Origin of the sequence: Escherichia sp. KTE31 (assembly GCF_000407925.1) — a bacterium.
GTDB lineage: Bacteria > Pseudomonadota > Gammaproteobacteria > Enterobacterales > Enterobacteriaceae > Escherichia > Escherichia ruysiae.
The window spans coordinates 668,337-685,912 of the sequence record NZ_KE136722.1; the positions used below are offsets into that span (position 1 = coordinate 668,337).

Below are 17,576 nucleotides of genomic sequence, written 5' to 3' on the forward strand. Positions count from 1 at the left end.
CTTGTTTGATTGCTTCAAAACGAGTCATAGCCAGACTTTTAATTTGTGAAACTGGAGTTCGTATGTGTGAAGGATATGTTGAAAAACCACTCTATTTGTTAATCGCCGAATGGATGATGGCTGAAAATCGTTGGGTGATAGCAAGAGAGATCTCTATTCATTTCGATATTGAACACAGCAAGGCGATTAATACCCTGACTTATATTCTGTCGGAAGTCGCAGAAATAAGCTGCGAAGTTAAGATGATCCCTAATAAGCTGGAAGGGCGGGGATGTCAGTGTCAGCGACTGGTTAAAGTGGTCGATATCGATGAGCAAATTTACGCGCGCCTGCGTAATAACTGTCGGGAAAAATTAGTCGGCGTAAGAAAGACGCCGCGTATTCCAGCCATTCCGCTCACGGAACTTAACCGAGAGCAGAAGTGGCAGATGATGTTGTCGAAGAGTATGCGTCGTTAATTTAATTTCGTTGATACCGCGCGGCCTGGTTGCCGGATGCGATGCTGGCGCATCTTATCCGGCCTACGGTTGCTCTCCAGCCAGGTCGGATAAGGCGTTTACGCCGCATCCGACGATGTTACCGTTTTGGCGTCACATCCGTCGTCCCCTGCAAACGGGGACGATTTTCCTCCATTTGCCTCAACGGTTGCGTTTCATGTAACGCTGCATGACAGCGCCCGACAAGATCCTGATACTCTTTAGTATTCAATTGATTCCAGTGCAACTCGTCATCGCTGACGCTGCGCACCGCACGGGCTGGCGTGCCCATCAACAACTGGCGTTTCTCGCCGCGAAAGCCTGCTTTGACAAAGCTCATGGCGGCAACAATGCTCTCTTCGCCAATGACCGCGTCATCCATGATCACGCTGTTCATCCCGACCAATGCATCACGACCGATCACACAGCCATGCAGGATAGCGCCATGACCGATATGACCGTTTTCCCCGACAATGGTGTCAGTATCGCTGTAGCCGTGCATGATGCAGCCATCCTGAATATTGGCTCCCGCTTGCACAATCAGTCGTCCGTAATCACCGCGCAGCGAGGCGAGGGGGCCGATGTAGACACCGGCTCCCACAATCACATCGCCAATCAGTACTGCACTGGGATGGACAAACGCCGTCGGGTGAACCACCGGAATTAATCCCTCAAAGGCGTAATAGCTCACGGTTGTTAACGCCCTTTCCATACCGGATCGCGCTTCTCGGCAAACGCCAGCGGCCCTTCAATGGCATCTTCCGAATGCAGAACTGATGGATAGTGTTTCAACACGCCGCTGCGAATATAGCGATATGCCTCTTCTACTGGCATTTCGCTGGTGGTGCGGTAGATCTCTTTCAGCGCCGCAATCGCCAGCGGGGCGCTGTCAACCAGTTGCTGCGCCAGTTCGCGGGCGTTATCCATCAGTTCCGCCTGGCTAACCACGCGGTTGACTACCCCCCAACGCTGCGCCTCTTCTGCGCCCATTCTTCTGCCAGTCATTACCATTTCATTGACGATGGCAGGTGGCAGGATCTTCGGCAGACGCAGCACGCCGCCGCTGTCCGGGACAATACCCAGTTTGGCTTCCGGCAGGGCGAAGCTGGCGTTATCGGCACAAACAATAAAATCTGCCGCCAGCGCCAGTTCAAAGCCGCCGCCAAAGGCGTAGCCGTTCACGGCTGCGATAACCGGTTTATCGAGATTGAAAATTTCGGTTAACCCAGCAAATCCGCCTGGCCCGAAATCAGCATCCGGCGCTTCGCCTTCTGCTGCCGCTTTTAAATCCCAGCCAGCAGAGAAGAATTTCTCTCCGGCTCCGGTAATAATAGCGACGCGCAATTGCGGATCGTCACGGAAATTAAGAAATACTTCGCCCATCTCAAAGCTGGTTTTTGCATCAATAGCATTTGCTTTTGGACGATCAAGGGTAATTTCCAGAATTGATCCATTGCGGGTCAGATGTAATGATTCACTCATTCCTTTTCTCCATTTTTATTTTTTCTCAGGGACGACAACATCCCTGCAAAGAATGCATTTATTTTTAGAACGTGATTATTAGCTGGCAGGATAATTCCCTGCCATTATGTTTATTTCAGATTCTTTCTGATTATTTTCCCCGAGCAATTACGCGGCAGATCTTTTCTGATCTCCAGATAAGATGGCACTTTAAATTTCGCCATATTTTGTTCGCAGAAGCGGAAAAATTCCTCTTCGCTCAATGTTTCACCTTCATTCAGTACCACGAACGCTTTAATGGCTTCATCGCGAATAGAATCTTTAATACCAACAACCACGATATCCTGAATTTTCGGATGGGCGGAGATAATATTTTCCAGCTCCACGCAGGAGACATTTTCTCCGCCGCGTTTGATCATGTTGCAGCGACGATCGACGAAATAAAAAAAGCCCTCTTCGTCGCGGTATCCGGTATCGCCAGTATGCAGCCAGCCATCGGCTTCCAGCACTTTCGCAGTGGCTTGCGGGTTGAGAAAGTACTCTTTGAAGATGGTTTTCCCTGGTTCGCCTTTAATGCAAATTTCGCCGATCTCACCTGCCGGGAGCGGACGATTGTGATCGTCGCGGATTTCCGCTTCGTAGCAAAACCCCGCCCGACCAATCGACGGCCAGCGACGCTTATCGCCGGGGCGATCGCCGATAATGCCGACGATGGTTTCCGTCATCCCATAAGACGTCAGCAAGCGAACGCCGAAGCGTTCACAAAAAGCGTCTTTTTCCTGCTCCGACAAGTTGAGATAAAACATCACTTCCCGCAGGCAGTGTTGTCGATCGTTCGCAGAAGGCGGCTGCACCATCAAGGTGCGGATCATCATCGGAATACATTCGGTGACGGTGGCACGATACTTCTGTACCTGTCCCCAGAAGGCGCGGGCGCTGTATTTCTCGACCAGCACAAAGGTGGCTCCGGCAGAAAACGCCGCCATCGCCGCTGTACACTGGCAGTCGATATGAAACGCAGGCATCACCGTCAGGTAGACGTCATCGTCACGCAGGGCGCACTGCCAGGCGGAGTAATATCCGGCGAAGCGCAGATTGTAATGGGTAATCACCACCCCTTTCGGTCGGGAAGTGGTGCCGGAGGTAAAGAGAATTTCCGCCGTATCGTCGGTCGATAGCGGCGGCACATAGCACAAGGTGGCAGGTTGTTGATCTTTCAGTTGAGTAAACGAACTGACGCCATCATCAGCGGGAAGCGCCACATCGGTCAGGCAAATGTGCCGTAGCTGCGTGGCATCTTCCTGCTGAATCTGTTGATACATGGGATAAAATTGCGCACTGGTCACCAGCAGGCACGCCTGGCTGTTTTGCAGGATCCACGCACTCTCTTCGCGTAGCAGGCGGGCGTTAATCGGCACCATAATCGCGCCAATTTTTGCCAGCCCGAACCAGCAAAAGATAAATTCCGGGCAGTTGTCCAGATGCAGCGCGACCTTGTCGCCTTTGCGGATCCCCAGCGTATAAAACAGGTTTGCCGTGCGGTTAATCTCCTGATTTAACTGAAGATAACTGTACCGGTTAACGACTCCGCCGCTGGACTCACAAATCAGCGCCGTTTTATGGCCGTAAACGTCCGCCAGATCGTCCCACATTTGACGTAGATGTTGTCCGCCAATGATATCCATTGCACCTCTATCCATTTTGTTCGTTTGTTATTGGCGGGCGCTAGTCAGTCAAGCCAACTGGCGCCACGCGTTTAATCCTCAACTTTGGCCAGACCTTTGCTGACCAACTCCTGAATGTCGTTTTCGCTGTAGCCGATATTTTTCAAAATGGCTGCCGTGTCCATGCCGTGCGATGGCATTCCGCGCCAGATTTGTCCGGGGTTATTTTTGAATTTCGGCATGATGTTCGGCCCTTTGCAGGTGCGACCATCCATCGTTTGCCACTGAGTGATTGATTCACGAGCCACATACTGTGGATTGCTTTCCAGTTCCGGTACGGTCAGTACTTTGGCACAGGCGATATTCAGTTCGGCAAAGCGTTCTTTAACTTCTGCGATGGTATGTGCCGCTAGCCAGGCATCGAGTTTCTCTTCTACCAGCGGACCGTAAGGGCATTCGATACGGTGGATAAGCTGGGTGCCTTCCGGGATTTCCGGCGTACCAAGCAGATGCGCAAGGCCAATATCTTTAAAGCACTCTGCGATCTGAGTAATACCCACCAGTTCCATCACGATGTAGCCGTCGGCGCATTTATACAGACCGCAACCGGCGTAGTAGGGATCTTTACCTTTGCTCATGCGCGGGCACATTTCGCCGCCGTTGAAGTAATCCATCATGAAGTACTGACCCATGCGCAGCATCACTTCATACATGGCGATGTCGATACTTTCGCCTTTACCGGTTTCACGCACTTTGTGCAGTGCCGCCAGCGCCGCCGTGGTGGCGGTCAGGCCGGAGAAGTAATCGGCGGTATACGGGAAAGCAGGCATTGGCTGGTCAACATCACCGTTCTGAATCAGGTAACCACTGAAGGCCTGGGCGATGGTGTTATAGGCCGGAAGGTTGGTGTACTCCTCGGTGCCGTACTGCCCAAAACCGGACAAGTGAGCGATAACCAGTTTCGGGTTGTGCTGCCACAGGACTTCATCGGTAATGCCACGGCGGGCAAAGGCCGGGCCTTTACTGGCTTCGATGAAGATATCGGTGGTTTCCATTAATTTCAGAAACGCTTCGCGGCCTTCATCTTTGAAAATATTTAACGACAGCGCGTGCAAATTACGGCGGGAGAGCTGCGGGTAGTTCGGTTGAACGCGAATGGTGTCGGCCCAGGCGACGTTCTCGATCCAGATAACTTCCGCGCCCCATTCTGCGAACATTTGTCCGGCGAACGGCCCGGCGATTTCAATACCGGAGAAGACAACCCGTAATCCGGCTAGCGGCCCGAATTTCGGCATGGGTAGATGATCCATATTAGCTCCTGAAAAATTTATGTAGCGCATGACTGCCGGATGCGGCGTAAACGCCTTATCCGGCCAACCGTAGGCCTGATAAGACGCGTCAGCGTCGCATCAGGCAGCGCACGGACTTAGCGGTATTGCTTCAGCACCGCACGACCCAGCGTCAGGATCTGCATTTCGTCAGATCCCCCGGAGACGCGGTCTACACGCAGGTCACGCCAGAAGCGGCTGATGCGGTGGTTGCCCGCAATCCCGACACCGCCCAGCACCTGCATTGCGCTATCCACAACTTCAAATGCCGCATTGGCGCAGAAGTATTTGCACATCGCTGCATCGCCAGAGGTGATGGTGCCGTTGTCTGCTTTCCACGCTGCTTCATACAGCATGTTTTTCATGGAGTTTAATTTGATCGCCATATGGGCGAATTTTTCCTGAATCAACTGGAAACGACCAATTGCCTCGCCAAACTGTACGCGCTGGTTGGCGTAGCGCGCTGCATCTTCAAAGGCGCACATTGCTGTACCGTAGTTGGTGAGGGCTACCAGGAAACGTTCGTGGTCGAACTCTTCTTTGACGCGGTTAAAGCCGTTACCTTCCCGACCGAACATGTCTTTCTCGTCCAGTTCCACATCGTCAAAGGTGATTTCACAGCAGCTATCCATACGCAGACCGAGCTTCTCAAGTTTGGTCACTTTGATGCCCGGTTTGCTCATATCAACAAACCATTCGGTGTAGACAGGTTTGTCCGGAGAAGCCCCGTCGCGCGCCATCACCACGATGTACGGGGTGTAGGCGCTGCTGGTAATAAAACACTTACTACCATTAAGATAAATCTTACCATCTCTACGGGTATAAGTCGTTTTCAGGCTACCCACGTCGGAGCCAGCGCCCGGTTCAGTAATCGCCGAGTTCCACATCTGCTTACCGGTGCCACGGAACGCCATAATCTTGTCGATCTGCTCTTGCGTGCCTTCGCGCAGGAAGGTGTTAAACCCGCCCGGCAACTGGTACAGCACGTAGGTTGGTGCCCCCAGACGCCCCAGTTCCATCCACACGGCGGCGAGGGTAACAAACCCCGCGTCCAGACCACCGTGCTCTTCAGGGATCAGCAGACTGTCGATACCCATATCCGCCAGTGCTTTGACAAAACGTTCCGGGTAGACGCTGTCACGGTCGCACTCGGCAAAATAGGCCTCCCAGTTTTCGCTGGCCATCAGTTCGCGGATACCGGCGACAAACAGTTCCTGCTCATCATTTAAATTAAAATCCATCTTTCAACCTCTTGATATTTTGGGGGTTAATTAATCTTTCCAGTTCTGTTTCGCGTCTTTAATAAAGGAGAGCGTCACCATAATGTTGACGAAGAACAGCGGGCATCCTCCGGCGATAATGGCGGTTTGAATCGGTTTCAGGCCGCCGAGCGCCAGCAGAACAATACCGATAATGCCAACCAGAATTGACCAACCGATACGCACCAGCAGCGGCGGCTCTTCACCATCGCGTACTTCGCGGCAAGTGGACATCGCCAGGGTATAAGAGCAGGCGTTAACCAGCGTAACGGTGGCAATAAAGCAGAGAATGAAGAAGCCCCACATGGTCGCGGTGCTGAGCGGCAGAGCGGCCCAGGTTTCGATGATGGCGCGCGCCACACCGTACTGTTCGATCAGGTTCGGAATGTTGATGATGTTTTTATCCATCAACAGCAGAGTGTTACTGCCGAGTACGGTCCACAGGATCCAGGTGGACGCTGTTAGTCCCAGCACCATGCCGAAGCACAGTTCACGCACGGTACGACCACGGGAGATGCGGGCGAGGAAGATACTCATCTGGATAGCGTAAATCACCCACCATGCCCAGTAGAACACGGTCCAGCCCTGTGGGAAGCCGCCTTTAGCGATAGGGTCGGTATAGAACAACATGCGCGGCAGATACATCAGCAACATCCCCACCGAATCGGTGAAGTAGTTCATGATGAAGCTGGCACCGCTGACAATGAATACCCAACACAGCATCAGGAAGCTCAGGTAACTACGCACGTCACTGGCGATACGTACCCCTTTTTGCAGACCGCAGGCGACGCAAATGGCGTTGAGGATAATCCAGCAGGTAATGATGATAGCGTCCAGTTGCAGGGTATGCGGAATGCCAAACAACCATTGCATACACTCGGTCACCAGCGGCGTGGCAAGGCCCAGACTGGTGCCCATCGCGAAGATCAAGGCGACGAGATAGAAGTTATCGACAATAGTACCGAACAACCCTTTGGCGTGTTTTTCACCCACCAGCGGCACCAGGGTGGAGCTGGGGCGAATCACTTCCATTTTGCGGACAAAGAAGAAGTAAGCGAAGGCGACGGAGAGGAAGCTGTAAGTGGCCCACGGCAACGGCCCCCAGTGGAACAAGCTGTAGGCCAGTCCCAGCTCTTTCGCGCCGGTTGAGTTCGGTTCTAAGCCAAACGGCGGGGTAGAGATGTAGTAGTAGATCTCAATAGAGCCCCAGAACAGTACGGCAGCAGACGTACAGGAGGCGAACATCATAAAGATCCAACTGGCGGTGCTAAATTCCGGTGGTTCGTTACCTAAACGCTTTTTGGCATACGGGCCAAACACCAGCCAGAACCAGCCGAAAAGCATCACCACCATATACCATTCAAATGCCCATCCCCATACATTGGTGACGTAACTGAATACAGCATTAATAACGACATTCGCCGCATCCAGATCTCTGACTGTAAGCCAGCAAAGTATGCCAACGATTATTAACGGCGGAAAGAATACCTTCGGTTCTATTCCCGTTTTTCTCTTTTCATCTTTCATGAGTTAATTCCACTGTGAAAACGAATATTTATTTTGCGTTCCCGTTTGTTTTATTTTTGTTAACATTTAATATAATTATTATTAACCTCGTGAACGCGTTGATGGCTAACTCATAATGGGTATTCAGTTGGCCGTATTCTGTGATGATAGTCACGTTTTATTATCGGGTGGAAACAGAGTGTTTTTATGTAAATATTCCTTGTTAATCAATTTATTATGTTTGATTGTGAGTAAAAAAATAGCATCTGACTTTCAATATTGGTGATCCATAAAACAATATTGAAAATTTCTTTTTCTACGCCGTGTTTTCAATATTGGTGAGGAACTTAACAATATTGAAAGTTGGATTTATCTGCGTGTGACATTTTCAATATTGGTGATTAAAGTTTTATTCCGGAATTAAATGGCGTGATATCTGTAATTAACACCACCGATATGAACGACGTTTCCTTCATGATTTCTGGAGATGCAATGAAGATTATTACTTGCTATAAGTGCGTGCCTGATGAACAGGATATTGCGATCAATAATGCTGATGGTTCATTAGACTTCAGTAAAGCCGATGCCAAAATAAGCCAATACGATCTGAACGCTATTGAAGCGGCTTGCCAGTTAAAACAGCAGGCGGCAGAGGCGCAGGTGACGGCCTTAAGTGTGGGCGGTAAAGCCCTGACCAACGCCAAAGGGCGTAAAGATGTGTTGTCGCGCGGCCCGGATGAACTGATTGTAGTGATTGATGATCAGTTCGAGCAGGCACTGCCGCAACAAACTGCGACCGCACTGGCTGCGGCTGCCCAGAAAGCAGGCTTTGATCTGATCCTCTGCGGCGATGGTTCTTCTGACCTTTATGCCCAGCAGGTTGGGTTGCTGGTGGGCGAAATCCTCAATATTCCGGCAGTTAACGGCGTCAGCAAAATCCTCTCCCTGACGGCAGATACCCTCACCGTTGAGCGCGAACTGGAAGATGAAACAGAAACGTTAAGCATTCCGCTGCCTGCGGTTGTTGCTGTTTCCACTGATATCAATTCCCCACAAATTCCTTCGATGAAAGCCATTCTCGGCGCGGCGAAAAAGCCAGTTCAGGTGTGGTCGGCGGCGGATATCGGTTTTAACGCACAGGCAGCCTGGTCTGAACAACAGGTTGCCGCGCCGAAACAGCGCGAGCGTCAACGCATCGTGATTGAAGGCGACGGCGAAGAACAGATCGCCGCATTTGCTGAAAATCTTCGCAAAGTCATTTAATTACAGGGGATGCTATGAACACGTTTTCTCAAGTCTGGGTATTCAGCGATACCCCTTCTCGTCTGCCGGAACTGATGAACGGTGCGCAGACTTTAGCTAATCAAATCAATACCTTTGTCCTGAGTGATGCCGACGGCGCACAGGCAATCCAGCTTGGCGCTAATCATGTCTGGAAATTAAGCGGCAAACCGGACGATCGGATGATCGAAGATTACGCCGGTGTCATGGCTGACACTATTCGCCAGCACGGTGCAGACGGCCTGGTGCTGCTGCCAAACACCCGTCGCGGCAAATTACTGGCGGCGAAACTGGGTTACCGCCTTAAAGCGGCGGTTTCTAACGATGCCAGCGCCGTCAGTGTGCAGGACGGTAAAGCGGCAGTGAAACACATGGTTTACGGCGGTCTGGCGATTGGCGAAGAACGTATTGCCTCGCCGTATGCGGTACTGACTATCAGCAGCGGTACGTTCGATGCGGCTCAGCCGGACGCGTCACGTACAGGCGAAACGCACACCGTGGAGTGGCAGGCTCCGGCTGTGGCGATTACCCGCACGGCAACCCAGGCGCGCCAGAGCAACAGCGTCGATCTCGACAAAGCCCGCCTGGTGGTCAGCGTCGGTCGCGGTATTGGCTGCAAAGAGAACATTGCGCTGGCAGAGCAACTTTGCCAGGCGATAGGCGCGGAGCTGGCCTGTTCTCGTCCGGTGGCGGAAAACGAGAAATGGATGGAGCACGAATGCTATGTCGGTATCTCCAACCTGATGCTGAAGCCTGAACTGTACCTGGCGGTGGGGATCTCCGGGCAGATCCAGCACATGGTTGGCGCGAATGCGTCGCAAACCATTTTTGCCATCAACAAAGATAAAAATGCGCCGATCTTCCAGTACGCGGATTACGGCATTGTTGGCGACGCCGTGAAGATCCTTCCGGCGCTGACCGCAGCTTTAGCGCGTTGATCCACTCTGGCAGGGCTGCATTTCGGCTCTGCCGCTGACAGGGAGCTCTTATGTCCGAAGATATCTTTGACGCCATCATCGTCGGTGCAGGGCTTGCCGGTTCGGTTGCCGCACTGGTGCTCGCCCGCGAAGGGGCGCAAGTGTTAGTTATCGAGCGTGGCAATTCCGCAGGTGCCAAGAACGTCACCGGCGGGCGTCTCTATGCCCACAGTCTGGAACACATTATTCCAGGTTTCGCCGAATCCGCCCCCGTAGAACGCCTGATCACCCATGAAAAACTCGCGTTTATGACGGAAAAGTCAGCGATGACTATGGACTACTGCAACGGTGACGAAACCTCGCCATCCCAGCGTTCTTACTCCGTTTTGCGCAGTAAATTTGATGCCTGGTTGATGGAGCAGGCCGAAGAAGCGGGCGCGCAGTTAATTACCGGGATCCGCGTCGATAACCTCGTACAGCGCGATGGCAAAGTTGTCGGCGTAGAAGCCGATGGCGATGTGATTGAAGCAAAAACGGTGATCCTTGCTGACGGGGTGAACTCCATCCTTGCCGAAAAGCTGGGGATGGCAAAACGCGTTAAACCGACGGATGTGGCGGTTGGCGTGAAGGAACTGATCGAGTTACCGAAGTCGGTTCTCGAAGACCGTTTTCAGTTGCAGGGTAATCAGGGCGCGGCCTGCCTGTTTGCGGGTTCCCCCACCGATGGCCTGATGGGCGGCGGCTTCCTTTATACCAATGAAAACACTCTGTCGCTGGGGCTGGTTTGTGGTCTCCATCATCTGCATGACGCGAAAAAATCGGTGCCGCAAATGCTGGAAGATTTCAAACAGCATCCGGCAGTTGCACCGCTGATTGCGGGCGGCAAGCTGGTGGAATATTCCGCTCACGTAGTGCCGGAAGCAGGCATCAACATGCTGCCGGAGTTGGTTGGTGACGGCGTATTGATTGCGGGTGATGCCGCCGGAATGTGTATGAACCTCGGTTTTACCATTCGCGGTATGGATCTGGCGATTGCCGCCGGGGAAGCAGCAGCAAAAACTGTGCTTTCAGCGATGAAAAGCGACGATTTCAGTAAGCAGAAACTGGCGGAATATCGTCAACATCTGGAGAGTGGCCCGCTGCGCGATATGCGCATGTACCAAAAACTACCGGCGTTCCTTGATAACCCACGCATGTTTAGCGGCTACCCGGAACTGGCGGTGGGCGTGGCGCGTGACCTGTTCACCATTGACGGCAGCGCGCCGGAACTGATGCGCAAGAAAATCCTCCGCCACGGTAAGAAAGTGGGCTTCATCAACCTAATCAAGGATGGCATGAAAGGAGTGACCGTTTTATGACTTCTCCCGTCAATGTGGACGTCAAACTGGGCGTCAATAAATTCAATGTCGATGAAGAGCATCCGCACATTGTTGTGAAGGTTGATGCTGATAAACAGGCGCTGGAGCTGCTGGTGAAAGCGTGCCCCGCAGGTCTGTACAAGAAGCAGGATGACGGCAGTGTGCGCTTCGATTACGCCGGATGTCTGGAGTGCGGCACCTGTCGCATTCTGGGGCTGGGGTCGGCGCTGGAACAGTGGGAATACCCGCGCGGCACCTTTGGTGTGGAGTTCCGTTACGGCTGATGTTGGTTTGATACGTAACGCCGTACTGACTCTCATTGCAAAAAAACAGGAATAACCCATGCAACCGTCCAGAAACTTTGACGATCTCAAATTCTCCTCTATTCACCGCCGCATTTTGCTGTGGGGAAGCGGTGGTCCGTTTCTGGATGGTTACGTACTGGTAATGATTGGCGTGGCGTTGGAGCAACTGACTCCGGCGCTGAAACTGGACGCCGACTGGATTGGCTTGCTGGGCGCGGGAACGCTCGCCGGGCTGTTCGTTGGCACATCGCTGTTTGGCTATATCTCCGATAAAGTCGGACGGCGCAAAATGTTCCTCATTGATATCATCGCCATCGGCGTGATATCGGTGGCGACGATGTTTGTCTCATCCCCCGTCGAACTGCTGGTGATGCGGGTACTCATCGGCATTGTCATTGGCGCGGATTATCCCATCGCCACCTCAATGATCACCGAGTTCTCCAGCACCCGTCAGCGGGCGTTCTCCATCAGCTTTATCGCCGCCATGTGGTATGTCGGCGCGACCTGCGCCGATCTGGTCGGTTACTGGCTTTATGATGTGGAAGGTGGTTGGCGCTGGATGTTGGGTAGCGCGGCGATCCCCTGTTTGTTGATTTTGATTGGTCGATTCGAACTGCCTGAATCTCCCCGCTGGCTGCTACGCAAAGGGCGAGTAAAAGAGTGCGAAGAGATGATGATCAAACTGTTTGGCGAACCGGTGGCTTTCGATGAAGAGCAGCCACAGCAAACCCGTTTTCGCGATCTGTTTAATCGCCGCCATTTTCCTTTTGTTCTGTTTGTTGCCGCCATCTGGACCTGCCAGGTGATCCCAATGTTCGCCATTTACACCTTTGGCCCGCAAATCGTTGGTTTGTTGGGATTGGGGGTTGGCAAAAACGCGGCACTGGGGAACGTGGTGATTAGCCTGTTCTTTATGCTCGGCTGTATTCCGCCGATGCTGTGGCTAAACACTGCCGGACGGCGTCCATTGTTGATTGGCAGCTTTGCCATGATGACGCTGGCGCTGGCGGTTTTGGGGCTGATCCCGGATATGGGGATTTGGCTGGTGGTGATGGCGTTCGCGGTGTATGCCTTTTTCTCTGGCGGGCCGGGTAATTTGCAGTGGCTCTATCCTAATGAACTCTTCCCGACGGATATCCGCGCTTCTGCCGTGGGGGTGATTATGTCTCTGAGTCGGATTGGCACCATTGTTTCAACTTGGGCGCTGCCGATCTTTATCAATAATTACGGTATCAGTAACACGATGCTGATGGGGGCGGGGATCTCGCTGTTTGGCTTGTTGATTTCCGTAGCGTTTGCCCCGGAAACCCGTGGGATGTCACTGGCGCAGACCAGCAATATGACCATCCGCAGGCAGCGAATGGGGTAATTTGTTCAGATTTCTCTCTTTTCTGAATCAATATTATTGACTATAAGCCGCGTGAATATGTGACTACACTTTGTGGGAAAACAAAGGCGTAAACACGCGGGCTAATAACTATGATCCTCATAATTTATGCGCATCCGTATCCGCATCATTCCCATGCGAATAAACGGATGCTTGAACAGGCAAGGACGCTGGAAGGCGTCGAAATTCGCTCTCTTTATCAACTCTATCCTGACTTCAATATCGATATTGCCGCCGAGCAAGAGGCGCTGTCTCGCGCCGATCTGATCGTCTGGCAGCACCCGATGCAGTGGTACAGCATTCCACCGCTCCTTAAACTTTGGATCGATAAAGTCCTCTCGCACGGCTGGGCTTACGGTCACGGCGGTACGGCGCTGCATGGCAAACATTTGCTGTGGGCGGTGACGACCGGCGGCGGGGAAAGCCATTTTGAGATTGGCGATCATCCGGGCTTTGATGTGCTGTCGCAGCCGCTACAGGCGACGGCGATTTACTGCGGGCTGAACTGGCTGCCACCGTTTGCCATGCACTGCACCTTTATTTGTGACGACGAAACCCTCGAAGGGCAGGCGCGTCACTATAAGCAACGTCTGCTGGAATGGCAGGAGGCACATCATGGATAGTCATACGCTGATTCAGGCGCTGATTTATCTCGGTTCAGCGGCGCTGATTGTCCCCATTGCGGTACGTCTTGGTCTGGGATCGGTACTTGGCTACCTGATCGCGGGTTGTATTATTGGCCCGTGGGGGCTGCGGCTGGTGACCGATGCCGAATCTATCCTGCACTTTGCTGAAATCGGCGTGGTGCTGATGCTGTTTATCATTGGCCTCGAACTCGACCCACAAAGGCTGTGGAAGCTGCGTGCGGCGGTGTTCGGTGGTGGCGCGTTGCAGATGGTGATTTGTGGCGGCCTGCTGGGGCTATTCTGCATGTTACTTGGGCTGCGCTGGCAGGTAGCGGAACTGATCGGCATGACGCTGGCGCTCTCCTCTACGGCGATAGCCATGCAGGCGATGAATGAGCGTAACCTAATGGTGACGCAGATGGGACGCAGCGCCTTTGCGGTACTGCTGTTCCAGGATATTGCCGCAATCCCGCTGGTAGCGATGATCCCGCTACTGGCGGCGAGCAGCGCCTCGACGACGATGGGCGCATTTGCTCTCTCGGCATTAAAAGTGGCGGGTGCACTGGTGCTGGTGGTATTGCTGGGGCGCTATGTCACGCGTCCGGCGCTGCGTTTTGTTGCCCGCTCTGGCTTGCGGGAAGTATTCAGTGCCGTGGCGTTATTCCTCGTGTTTGGCTTTGGTTTGTTGCTGGAAGAGGTTGGCTTGTCGATGGCGATGGGCGCGTTTCTGGCGGGCGTACTGCTGGCAAGCTCGGAATACCGTCATGCGCTGGAAAGCGATATCGAACCCTTCAAAGGTTTGCTGCTGGGGCTGTTTTTCATTGGCGTTGGCATGTCGATAGACTTTGGCACGCTGCTTGAAAATCCATTACGCATTGTCATTTTGCTGCTTGGTTTCCTCATCATCAAAATCGCCATGTTGTGGCTGATTGCCCGACCATTACAGGTGCCGAATAAACAGCGTCGCTGGTTTGCGGTGCTGTTAGGGCAGGGCAGTGAGTTTGCCTTTGTGGTGTTTGGTGCGGCGCAGATGGCAAATGTGCTGGAGCCGGAGTGGGCGAAATCGCTGACCCTGGCGGTGGCGCTGTCGATGGCGGCAACGCCGATTCTGCTGGTGATCCTCAATCGCCTTGAGCAATCTTCTACTGAAGAAGCGCGTGAAGCCGATGAGATTGACGAAGAACAGCCACGGGTTATTGTTGCCGGATTTGGACGTTTTGGGCAGATCACCGGACGTTTACTGCTCTCCAGTGGGGTAAAAATGGTGGTGCTCGATCACGATCCTGACCATATCGAAACGTTGCGCAAATTCGGCATGAAAGTGTTTTACGGCGATGCCACGCGGATGGATTTACTGGAATCTGCCGGAGCGGCGAAAGCAGAAGTGCTGATTAACGCCATCGACGATCCGCAAACCAATCTGCAACTGACGGAGATGGTGAAGGAGCATTTTCCCCATTTGCAGATTATTGCCCGCGCCCGCGATGTCGATCACTACATTCGTTTGCGCCAGGCTGGCGTTGAAAAGCCGGAGCGTGAAACTTTCGAAGGCGCGCTGAAAACAGGGCGGCTGGCGCTGGAAAGTTTAGGTCTTGGGCCATATGAAGCGCGAGAACGCGCGGATGTGTTCCGCCGCTTTAATATTCAGATGGTGGAAGAGATGGCAATGGGCGAAAACGACACCAAAGCCCGCGCGGCAGTCTATAAACGCACCAGCGCGATGTTAAGCGAGATTATTACTGAGGATCGTGAACATCTGTCATTAATTCAGCGGCATGGCTGGCAGGGAACCGAAGAAGGCAAACATACCGGCAACATGGCGGATGAGCCAGAAACTAAGCCATCGTAATCAGAAAGTGTGATGTAGCACACGCTTTACAACTAACTGTTTGTTTTTGCGCAACTGTAATGAGGCGAGTCCAGGGGCATAGCGTGGACTCGCCAGCAGAATATAAAATTTTCCTCAACATCATCCTCGCACCAGTCGACGACGGTTTACGCTTTACGTATAGTGGCGACAATTTTTTTTATCGGGAAATCTCAATGATCAGTCTGATTGCGGCGTTAGCGGTAGATCGCGTTATCGGCATGGAAAACGCCATGCCGTGGAACCTGCCTGCCGATCTCGCCTGGTTTAAACGCAACACTTTAAATAAACCCGTGATTATGGGCCGCCATACCTGGGAATCCATCGGTCGTCCTCTGCCAGGACGCAAAAATATTATCCTCAGCAGTCAACCGGGTACGGACGATCGCGTAACGTGGGTGAAATCGGTGGATGAAGCCATCGCGGCGTGTGGTGACGTACCAGAAATCATGGTGATTGGCGGTGGTCGCGTTTATGAGCAGTTCCTGCCCAAAGCGCAAAAACTGTATCTGACGCATATCGACGCAGAAGTGGAAGGCGACACCCATTTCCCGGATTACGAGCCGGATGACTGGGAATCGGTATTCAGCGAATTCCACGACGCCGATGCGCAGAACTCTCACAGCTATTGCTTTGAGATTCTGGAGCGGCGGTAATTCTGTATATTAGAATTCCGGCATCACTGATACGTGCAGATATCCGTGTATACTAGACGTATAAATTGTACAGGAGCACGATATCATGACTGCAAAACGTACCACACAAAGTGTGACCGTCACCGTCGACCGTGAGTTAGTCAATCGCGCTCGTGATGCAGGGTTAAATATGAGCGCCACCCTTACGGTTGCGCTCAATGCTGAACTTAAAAAACATGCAGCAACACGTTGGCGTGAAGAGAACGCAGAAGCTATCGCTGCGTTAAATCAATTGGCTGATGAAACCGGATGTTTCTCTGATGAGTACCGGAGCTTCTAGCGATGCAATTTACGGTATACCGCAGTCGCGGCAGGAACGCCGCGTTTCCCTTTGTTATCGATGTTACCAGCGACATTATTGGTGAGATTAATCGCCGTATCGTTATTCCATTAACACCTATTGAACGATTTAGCCGTATTCGCCCACCAGAACGGCTTAACCCAATCCTTTTACTGGTAGATGGCAAAGAATATGTGCTCATGACGCATGAGACTGCCACTGTTCCAGTTAACGCGCTGGGAACGAAATTTTGCGATGCCAGCGCGCACCGAACGTTGATTAAAGGAGCATTAGATTTTATGCTCGACGGGATTTAAGACGCGACCGCCTCTCCTTCGCCCAAATCCTTATGCCGGTTCGACGGCTGGACAAAATACTGTTTATCTTCCCAGCGCAGGCAGGTTAATGTCCCGCCCCAGCAGCATCCTGTATCCAGCGCGTAAATGCCTTCTGGCGTGCCTTTTCCTTCCAACGATGCCCAGTGACCAAACACAATGCTGTACTCTTCGCTAACTGGCCCTGGAATGGTAAACCACGGTTTCAACGGTGCTGGCGCGTCTTCTGGCGACTCTTTGCTGTACATATCCAGTTGACCGTTCGGGAAGCAAAAACGCATACGGGTAAAAGCGTTGGTGATAAAGCGCAGTCGCGCCAGACCACGTAACTCTGGCGTCCAGTTGTTTGGCATGTCGCCGTACATGGCGTCGAGGAAGAAAGGATAGGAGTCACTCGACAATACTGCTTCTACGTCGTGAGCACACTCTTTGGCTGTCTCTAAGTCCCACTGCGGCGTGATCCCCGCGTGAGCCATCACCAGTTTTTTCTCTTCGTCGATTTGCAGCAGAGGCTGGCGACGCAGCCAGTTAAGCAGCTCGTCGGCGTCCGGCGCTTCCAGCAGCGGTGTCAGGCGATCTTTCGGTTTATTGCGGCTGATCCCGGCGAATACCGCCAGCAGATGCAGATCGTGATTACCCAGAACCAGACGCACGCTGTCGCCTAAGGATTTTACATAGCGCAGAACATCAAGCGAACCAGGCCCACGCGCGACCAGGTCGCCCGTCAGCCAGAGGGTATCTTTCCCAGGGGTAAATTCCACTTTATGCAGCAATGCGATCAGTTCATCGTAACAACCATGAACGTCGCCAATAAGGTATGTCGCCATATTA

General features: G+C 52.7%; 18 protein-coding genes. 11 read left to right on the plus strand and 7 right to left on the minus strand.

The window, feature by feature from the left end; all coding sequences use genetic code 11:
• The first annotated feature begins 62 nt into the window (after positions 1-62).
• The gene (caiF, locus tag WES_RS17655) at positions 63-458 is read left to right on the plus strand and encodes a carnitine metabolism transcriptional regulator CaiF (RefSeq protein ID WP_016159413.1); all 396 of its coding nucleotides are present in this window, start codon (positions 63-65) and stop codon (positions 456-458) included.
• Positions 459-576: 118 nt separating this feature from the next.
• Here caiF and caiE read toward each other — a convergent pair whose 3' ends face one another.
• The 6 genes from caiE to caiT all read right to left on the minus strand — a co-directional run bounded on the left by caiE (position 577) and on the right by caiT (position 7,715).
• Positions 577-1,167, minus strand: a complete 591-nt coding sequence (caiE, locus tag WES_RS17650; RefSeq protein WP_024195092.1) for a carnitine operon protein CaiE — start codon at positions 1,165-1,167, stop codon at positions 577-579.
• A 5-nt stretch (positions 1,168-1,172) separates the two neighbouring features.
• Positions 1,173-1,958, minus strand: coding sequence for a crotonobetainyl-CoA hydratase (caiD, locus tag WES_RS17645; protein WP_000004402.1), 786 nt, complete (start codon positions 1,956-1,958; stop codon positions 1,173-1,175).
• Between the two features lie 110 nt (positions 1,959-2,068).
• The gene (gene caiC / locus WES_RS17640) at positions 2,069-3,622 is read right to left on the minus strand and encodes a crotonobetaine/carnitine-CoA ligase (protein ID WP_016159411.1); all 1,554 of its coding nucleotides are present in this window, start codon (positions 3,620-3,622) and stop codon (positions 2,069-2,071) included.
• Between the two features lie 71 nt (positions 3,623-3,693).
• A complete protein-coding gene (gene caiB, locus WES_RS17635) occupies positions 3,694-4,911 on the minus strand; it encodes an L-carnitine CoA-transferase (RefSeq protein ID WP_000349930.1) in 1,218 nt (405 codons plus the stop codon).
• Positions 4,912-5,027: 116 nt separating this feature from the next.
• Positions 5,028-6,170, minus strand: coding sequence for a crotonobetainyl-CoA dehydrogenase (gene caiA / locus WES_RS17630; RefSeq protein ID WP_016159410.1), 1,143 nt, complete (start codon positions 6,168-6,170; stop codon positions 5,028-5,030).
• Between the two features lie 30 nt (positions 6,171-6,200).
• Positions 6,201-7,715 carry an L-carnitine/gamma-butyrobetaine antiporter gene (gene caiT, locus WES_RS17625; RefSeq protein ID WP_016159409.1) on the minus strand — a complete coding sequence of 505 codons (1,515 nt, stop codon included), beginning with the start codon at positions 7,713-7,715 and terminating at the stop codon, positions 6,201-6,203.
• 471 nt (positions 7,716-8,186) lie between these two features.
• Between caiT and WES_RS17620 the strand changes: the two genes are divergently transcribed.
• The 10 genes from WES_RS17620 (at position 8,187) to WES_RS17580 (ending at position 16,727) form a co-directional block, all read left to right on the plus strand.
• On the plus strand, positions 8,187-8,957 hold the full coding sequence (locus WES_RS17620) for an electron transfer flavoprotein FixA (RefSeq protein WP_016159408.1): 771 nt from the start codon (positions 8,187-8,189) through the stop codon (positions 8,955-8,957).
• Positions 8,958-8,971: 14 nt separating this feature from the next.
• Positions 8,972-9,913: an electron transfer flavoprotein subunit alpha/FixB family protein gene (locus WES_RS17615; protein ID WP_016159407.1), complete on the plus strand. Its 942-nt coding sequence runs from the start codon at positions 8,972-8,974 to the stop codon at positions 9,911-9,913.
• A 50-nt stretch (positions 9,914-9,963) separates the two neighbouring features.
• On the plus strand, positions 9,964-11,250 hold the full coding sequence (locus tag WES_RS17610) for an FAD-dependent oxidoreductase (RefSeq protein WP_016159406.1): 1,287 nt from the start codon (positions 9,964-9,966) through the stop codon (positions 11,248-11,250).
• Positions 11,247-11,534 (plus strand): ferredoxin-like protein FixX, encoded by a 288-nt coding sequence (gene fixX, locus WES_RS17605; RefSeq protein WP_016159405.1) that lies wholly within the window; start codon positions 11,247-11,249, stop codon positions 11,532-11,534. Before WES_RS17610 ends, fixX begins: the two co-directional genes overlap by 4 nt.
• 58 nt (positions 11,535-11,592) lie before the next feature.
• Positions 11,593-12,924, plus strand: a complete 1,332-nt coding sequence (locus tag WES_RS17600) for an MFS transporter (protein WP_016159404.1) — start codon at positions 11,593-11,595, stop codon at positions 12,922-12,924.
• A gap of 110 nt (positions 12,925-13,034) precedes the next feature.
• Complete coding sequence (kefF, locus tag WES_RS17595; RefSeq protein ID WP_000600739.1) at positions 13,035-13,565, plus strand: glutathione-regulated potassium-efflux system oxidoreductase KefF; 531 nt, start codon at positions 13,035-13,037, stop codon at positions 13,563-13,565.
• Complete coding sequence (gene kefC, locus WES_RS17590; protein ID WP_000377118.1) at positions 13,558-15,417, plus strand: glutathione-regulated potassium-efflux system protein KefC; 1,860 nt, start codon at positions 13,558-13,560, stop codon at positions 15,415-15,417. The genes kefF and kefC overlap by 8 nt, the downstream gene beginning before the upstream one ends.
• Positions 15,418-15,611: 194 nt before the next feature.
• The gene (gene folA / locus WES_RS0120955; protein WP_000624375.1) at positions 15,612-16,091 is read left to right on the plus strand and encodes a type 3 dihydrofolate reductase; all 480 of its coding nucleotides are present in this window, start codon (positions 15,612-15,614) and stop codon (positions 16,089-16,091) included.
• An 85-nt stretch (positions 16,092-16,176) separates the two neighbouring features.
• Positions 16,177-16,410, plus strand: a complete 234-nt coding sequence (locus WES_RS17585; protein ID WP_000125566.1) for a type II toxin-antitoxin system CcdA family antitoxin — start codon at positions 16,177-16,179, stop codon at positions 16,408-16,410.
• Positions 16,411-16,412: 2 nt separating this feature from the next.
• Positions 16,413-16,727, plus strand: coding sequence for a CcdB family protein (locus tag WES_RS17580; RefSeq protein WP_001160966.1), 315 nt, complete (start codon positions 16,413-16,415; stop codon positions 16,725-16,727).
• Here WES_RS17580 and apaH read toward each other — a convergent pair.
• Positions 16,724-17,572, minus strand: coding sequence for a bis(5'-nucleosyl)-tetraphosphatase (symmetrical) ApaH (apaH, locus tag WES_RS17575; protein ID WP_016159402.1), 849 nt, complete (start codon positions 17,570-17,572; stop codon positions 16,724-16,726). The genes WES_RS17580 and apaH overlap by 4 nt on opposite strands.
• Between the last annotated feature and the right edge of the window lie 4 nt (positions 17,573-17,576).

Coding starts and splice junctions, on each gene's coding strand:
- caiB (WP_000349930.1), bottom strand. CDS start 4,911: ATGGATCATCTACCCATGCCGAAATTCGGGCCGCTAGCCGGATTACGG.
- caiF (WP_016159413.1), top strand. CDS start 63: ATGTGTGAAGGATATGTTGAAAAACCACTCTATTTGTTAATCGCCGAA.
- kefC (WP_000377118.1), top strand. CDS start 13,558: ATGGATAGTCATACGCTGATTCAGGCGCTGATTTATCTCGGTTCAGCG.
- WES_RS17585 (WP_000125566.1), top strand. CDS start 16,177: ATGACTGCAAAACGTACCACACAAAGTGTGACCGTCACCGTCGACCGT.
- fixX (WP_016159405.1), top strand. CDS start 11,247: ATGACTTCTCCCGTCAATGTGGACGTCAAACTGGGCGTCAATAAATTC.
- caiT (WP_016159409.1), bottom strand. CDS start 7,715: ATGAAAGATGAAAAGAGAAAAACGGGAATAGAACCGAAGGTATTCTTT.
- caiD (WP_000004402.1), bottom strand. CDS start 1,958: ATGAGTGAATCATTACATCTGACCCGCAATGGATCAATTCTGGAAATT.
- folA (WP_000624375.1), top strand. CDS start 15,612: ATGATCAGTCTGATTGCGGCGTTAGCGGTAGATCGCGTTATCGGCATG.
- WES_RS17610 (WP_016159406.1), top strand. CDS start 9,964: ATGTCCGAAGATATCTTTGACGCCATCATCGTCGGTGCAGGGCTTGCC.
- WES_RS17600 (WP_016159404.1), top strand. CDS start 11,593: ATGCAACCGTCCAGAAACTTTGACGATCTCAAATTCTCCTCTATTCAC.
- WES_RS17580 (WP_001160966.1), top strand. CDS start 16,413: ATGCAATTTACGGTATACCGCAGTCGCGGCAGGAACGCCGCGTTTCCC.
- WES_RS17615 (WP_016159407.1), top strand. CDS start 8,972: ATGAACACGTTTTCTCAAGTCTGGGTATTCAGCGATACCCCTTCTCGT.
- caiA (WP_016159410.1), bottom strand. CDS start 6,170: ATGGATTTTAATTTAAATGATGAGCAGGAACTGTTTGTCGCCGGTATC.
- apaH (WP_016159402.1), bottom strand. CDS start 17,572: ATGGCGACATACCTTATTGGCGACGTTCATGGTTGTTACGATGAACTG.
- WES_RS17620 (WP_016159408.1), top strand. CDS start 8,187: ATGAAGATTATTACTTGCTATAAGTGCGTGCCTGATGAACAGGATATT.
- kefF (WP_000600739.1), top strand. CDS start 13,035: ATGATCCTCATAATTTATGCGCATCCGTATCCGCATCATTCCCATGCG.
- caiC (WP_016159411.1), bottom strand. CDS start 3,622: ATGGATATCATTGGCGGACAACATCTACGTCAAATGTGGGACGATCTG.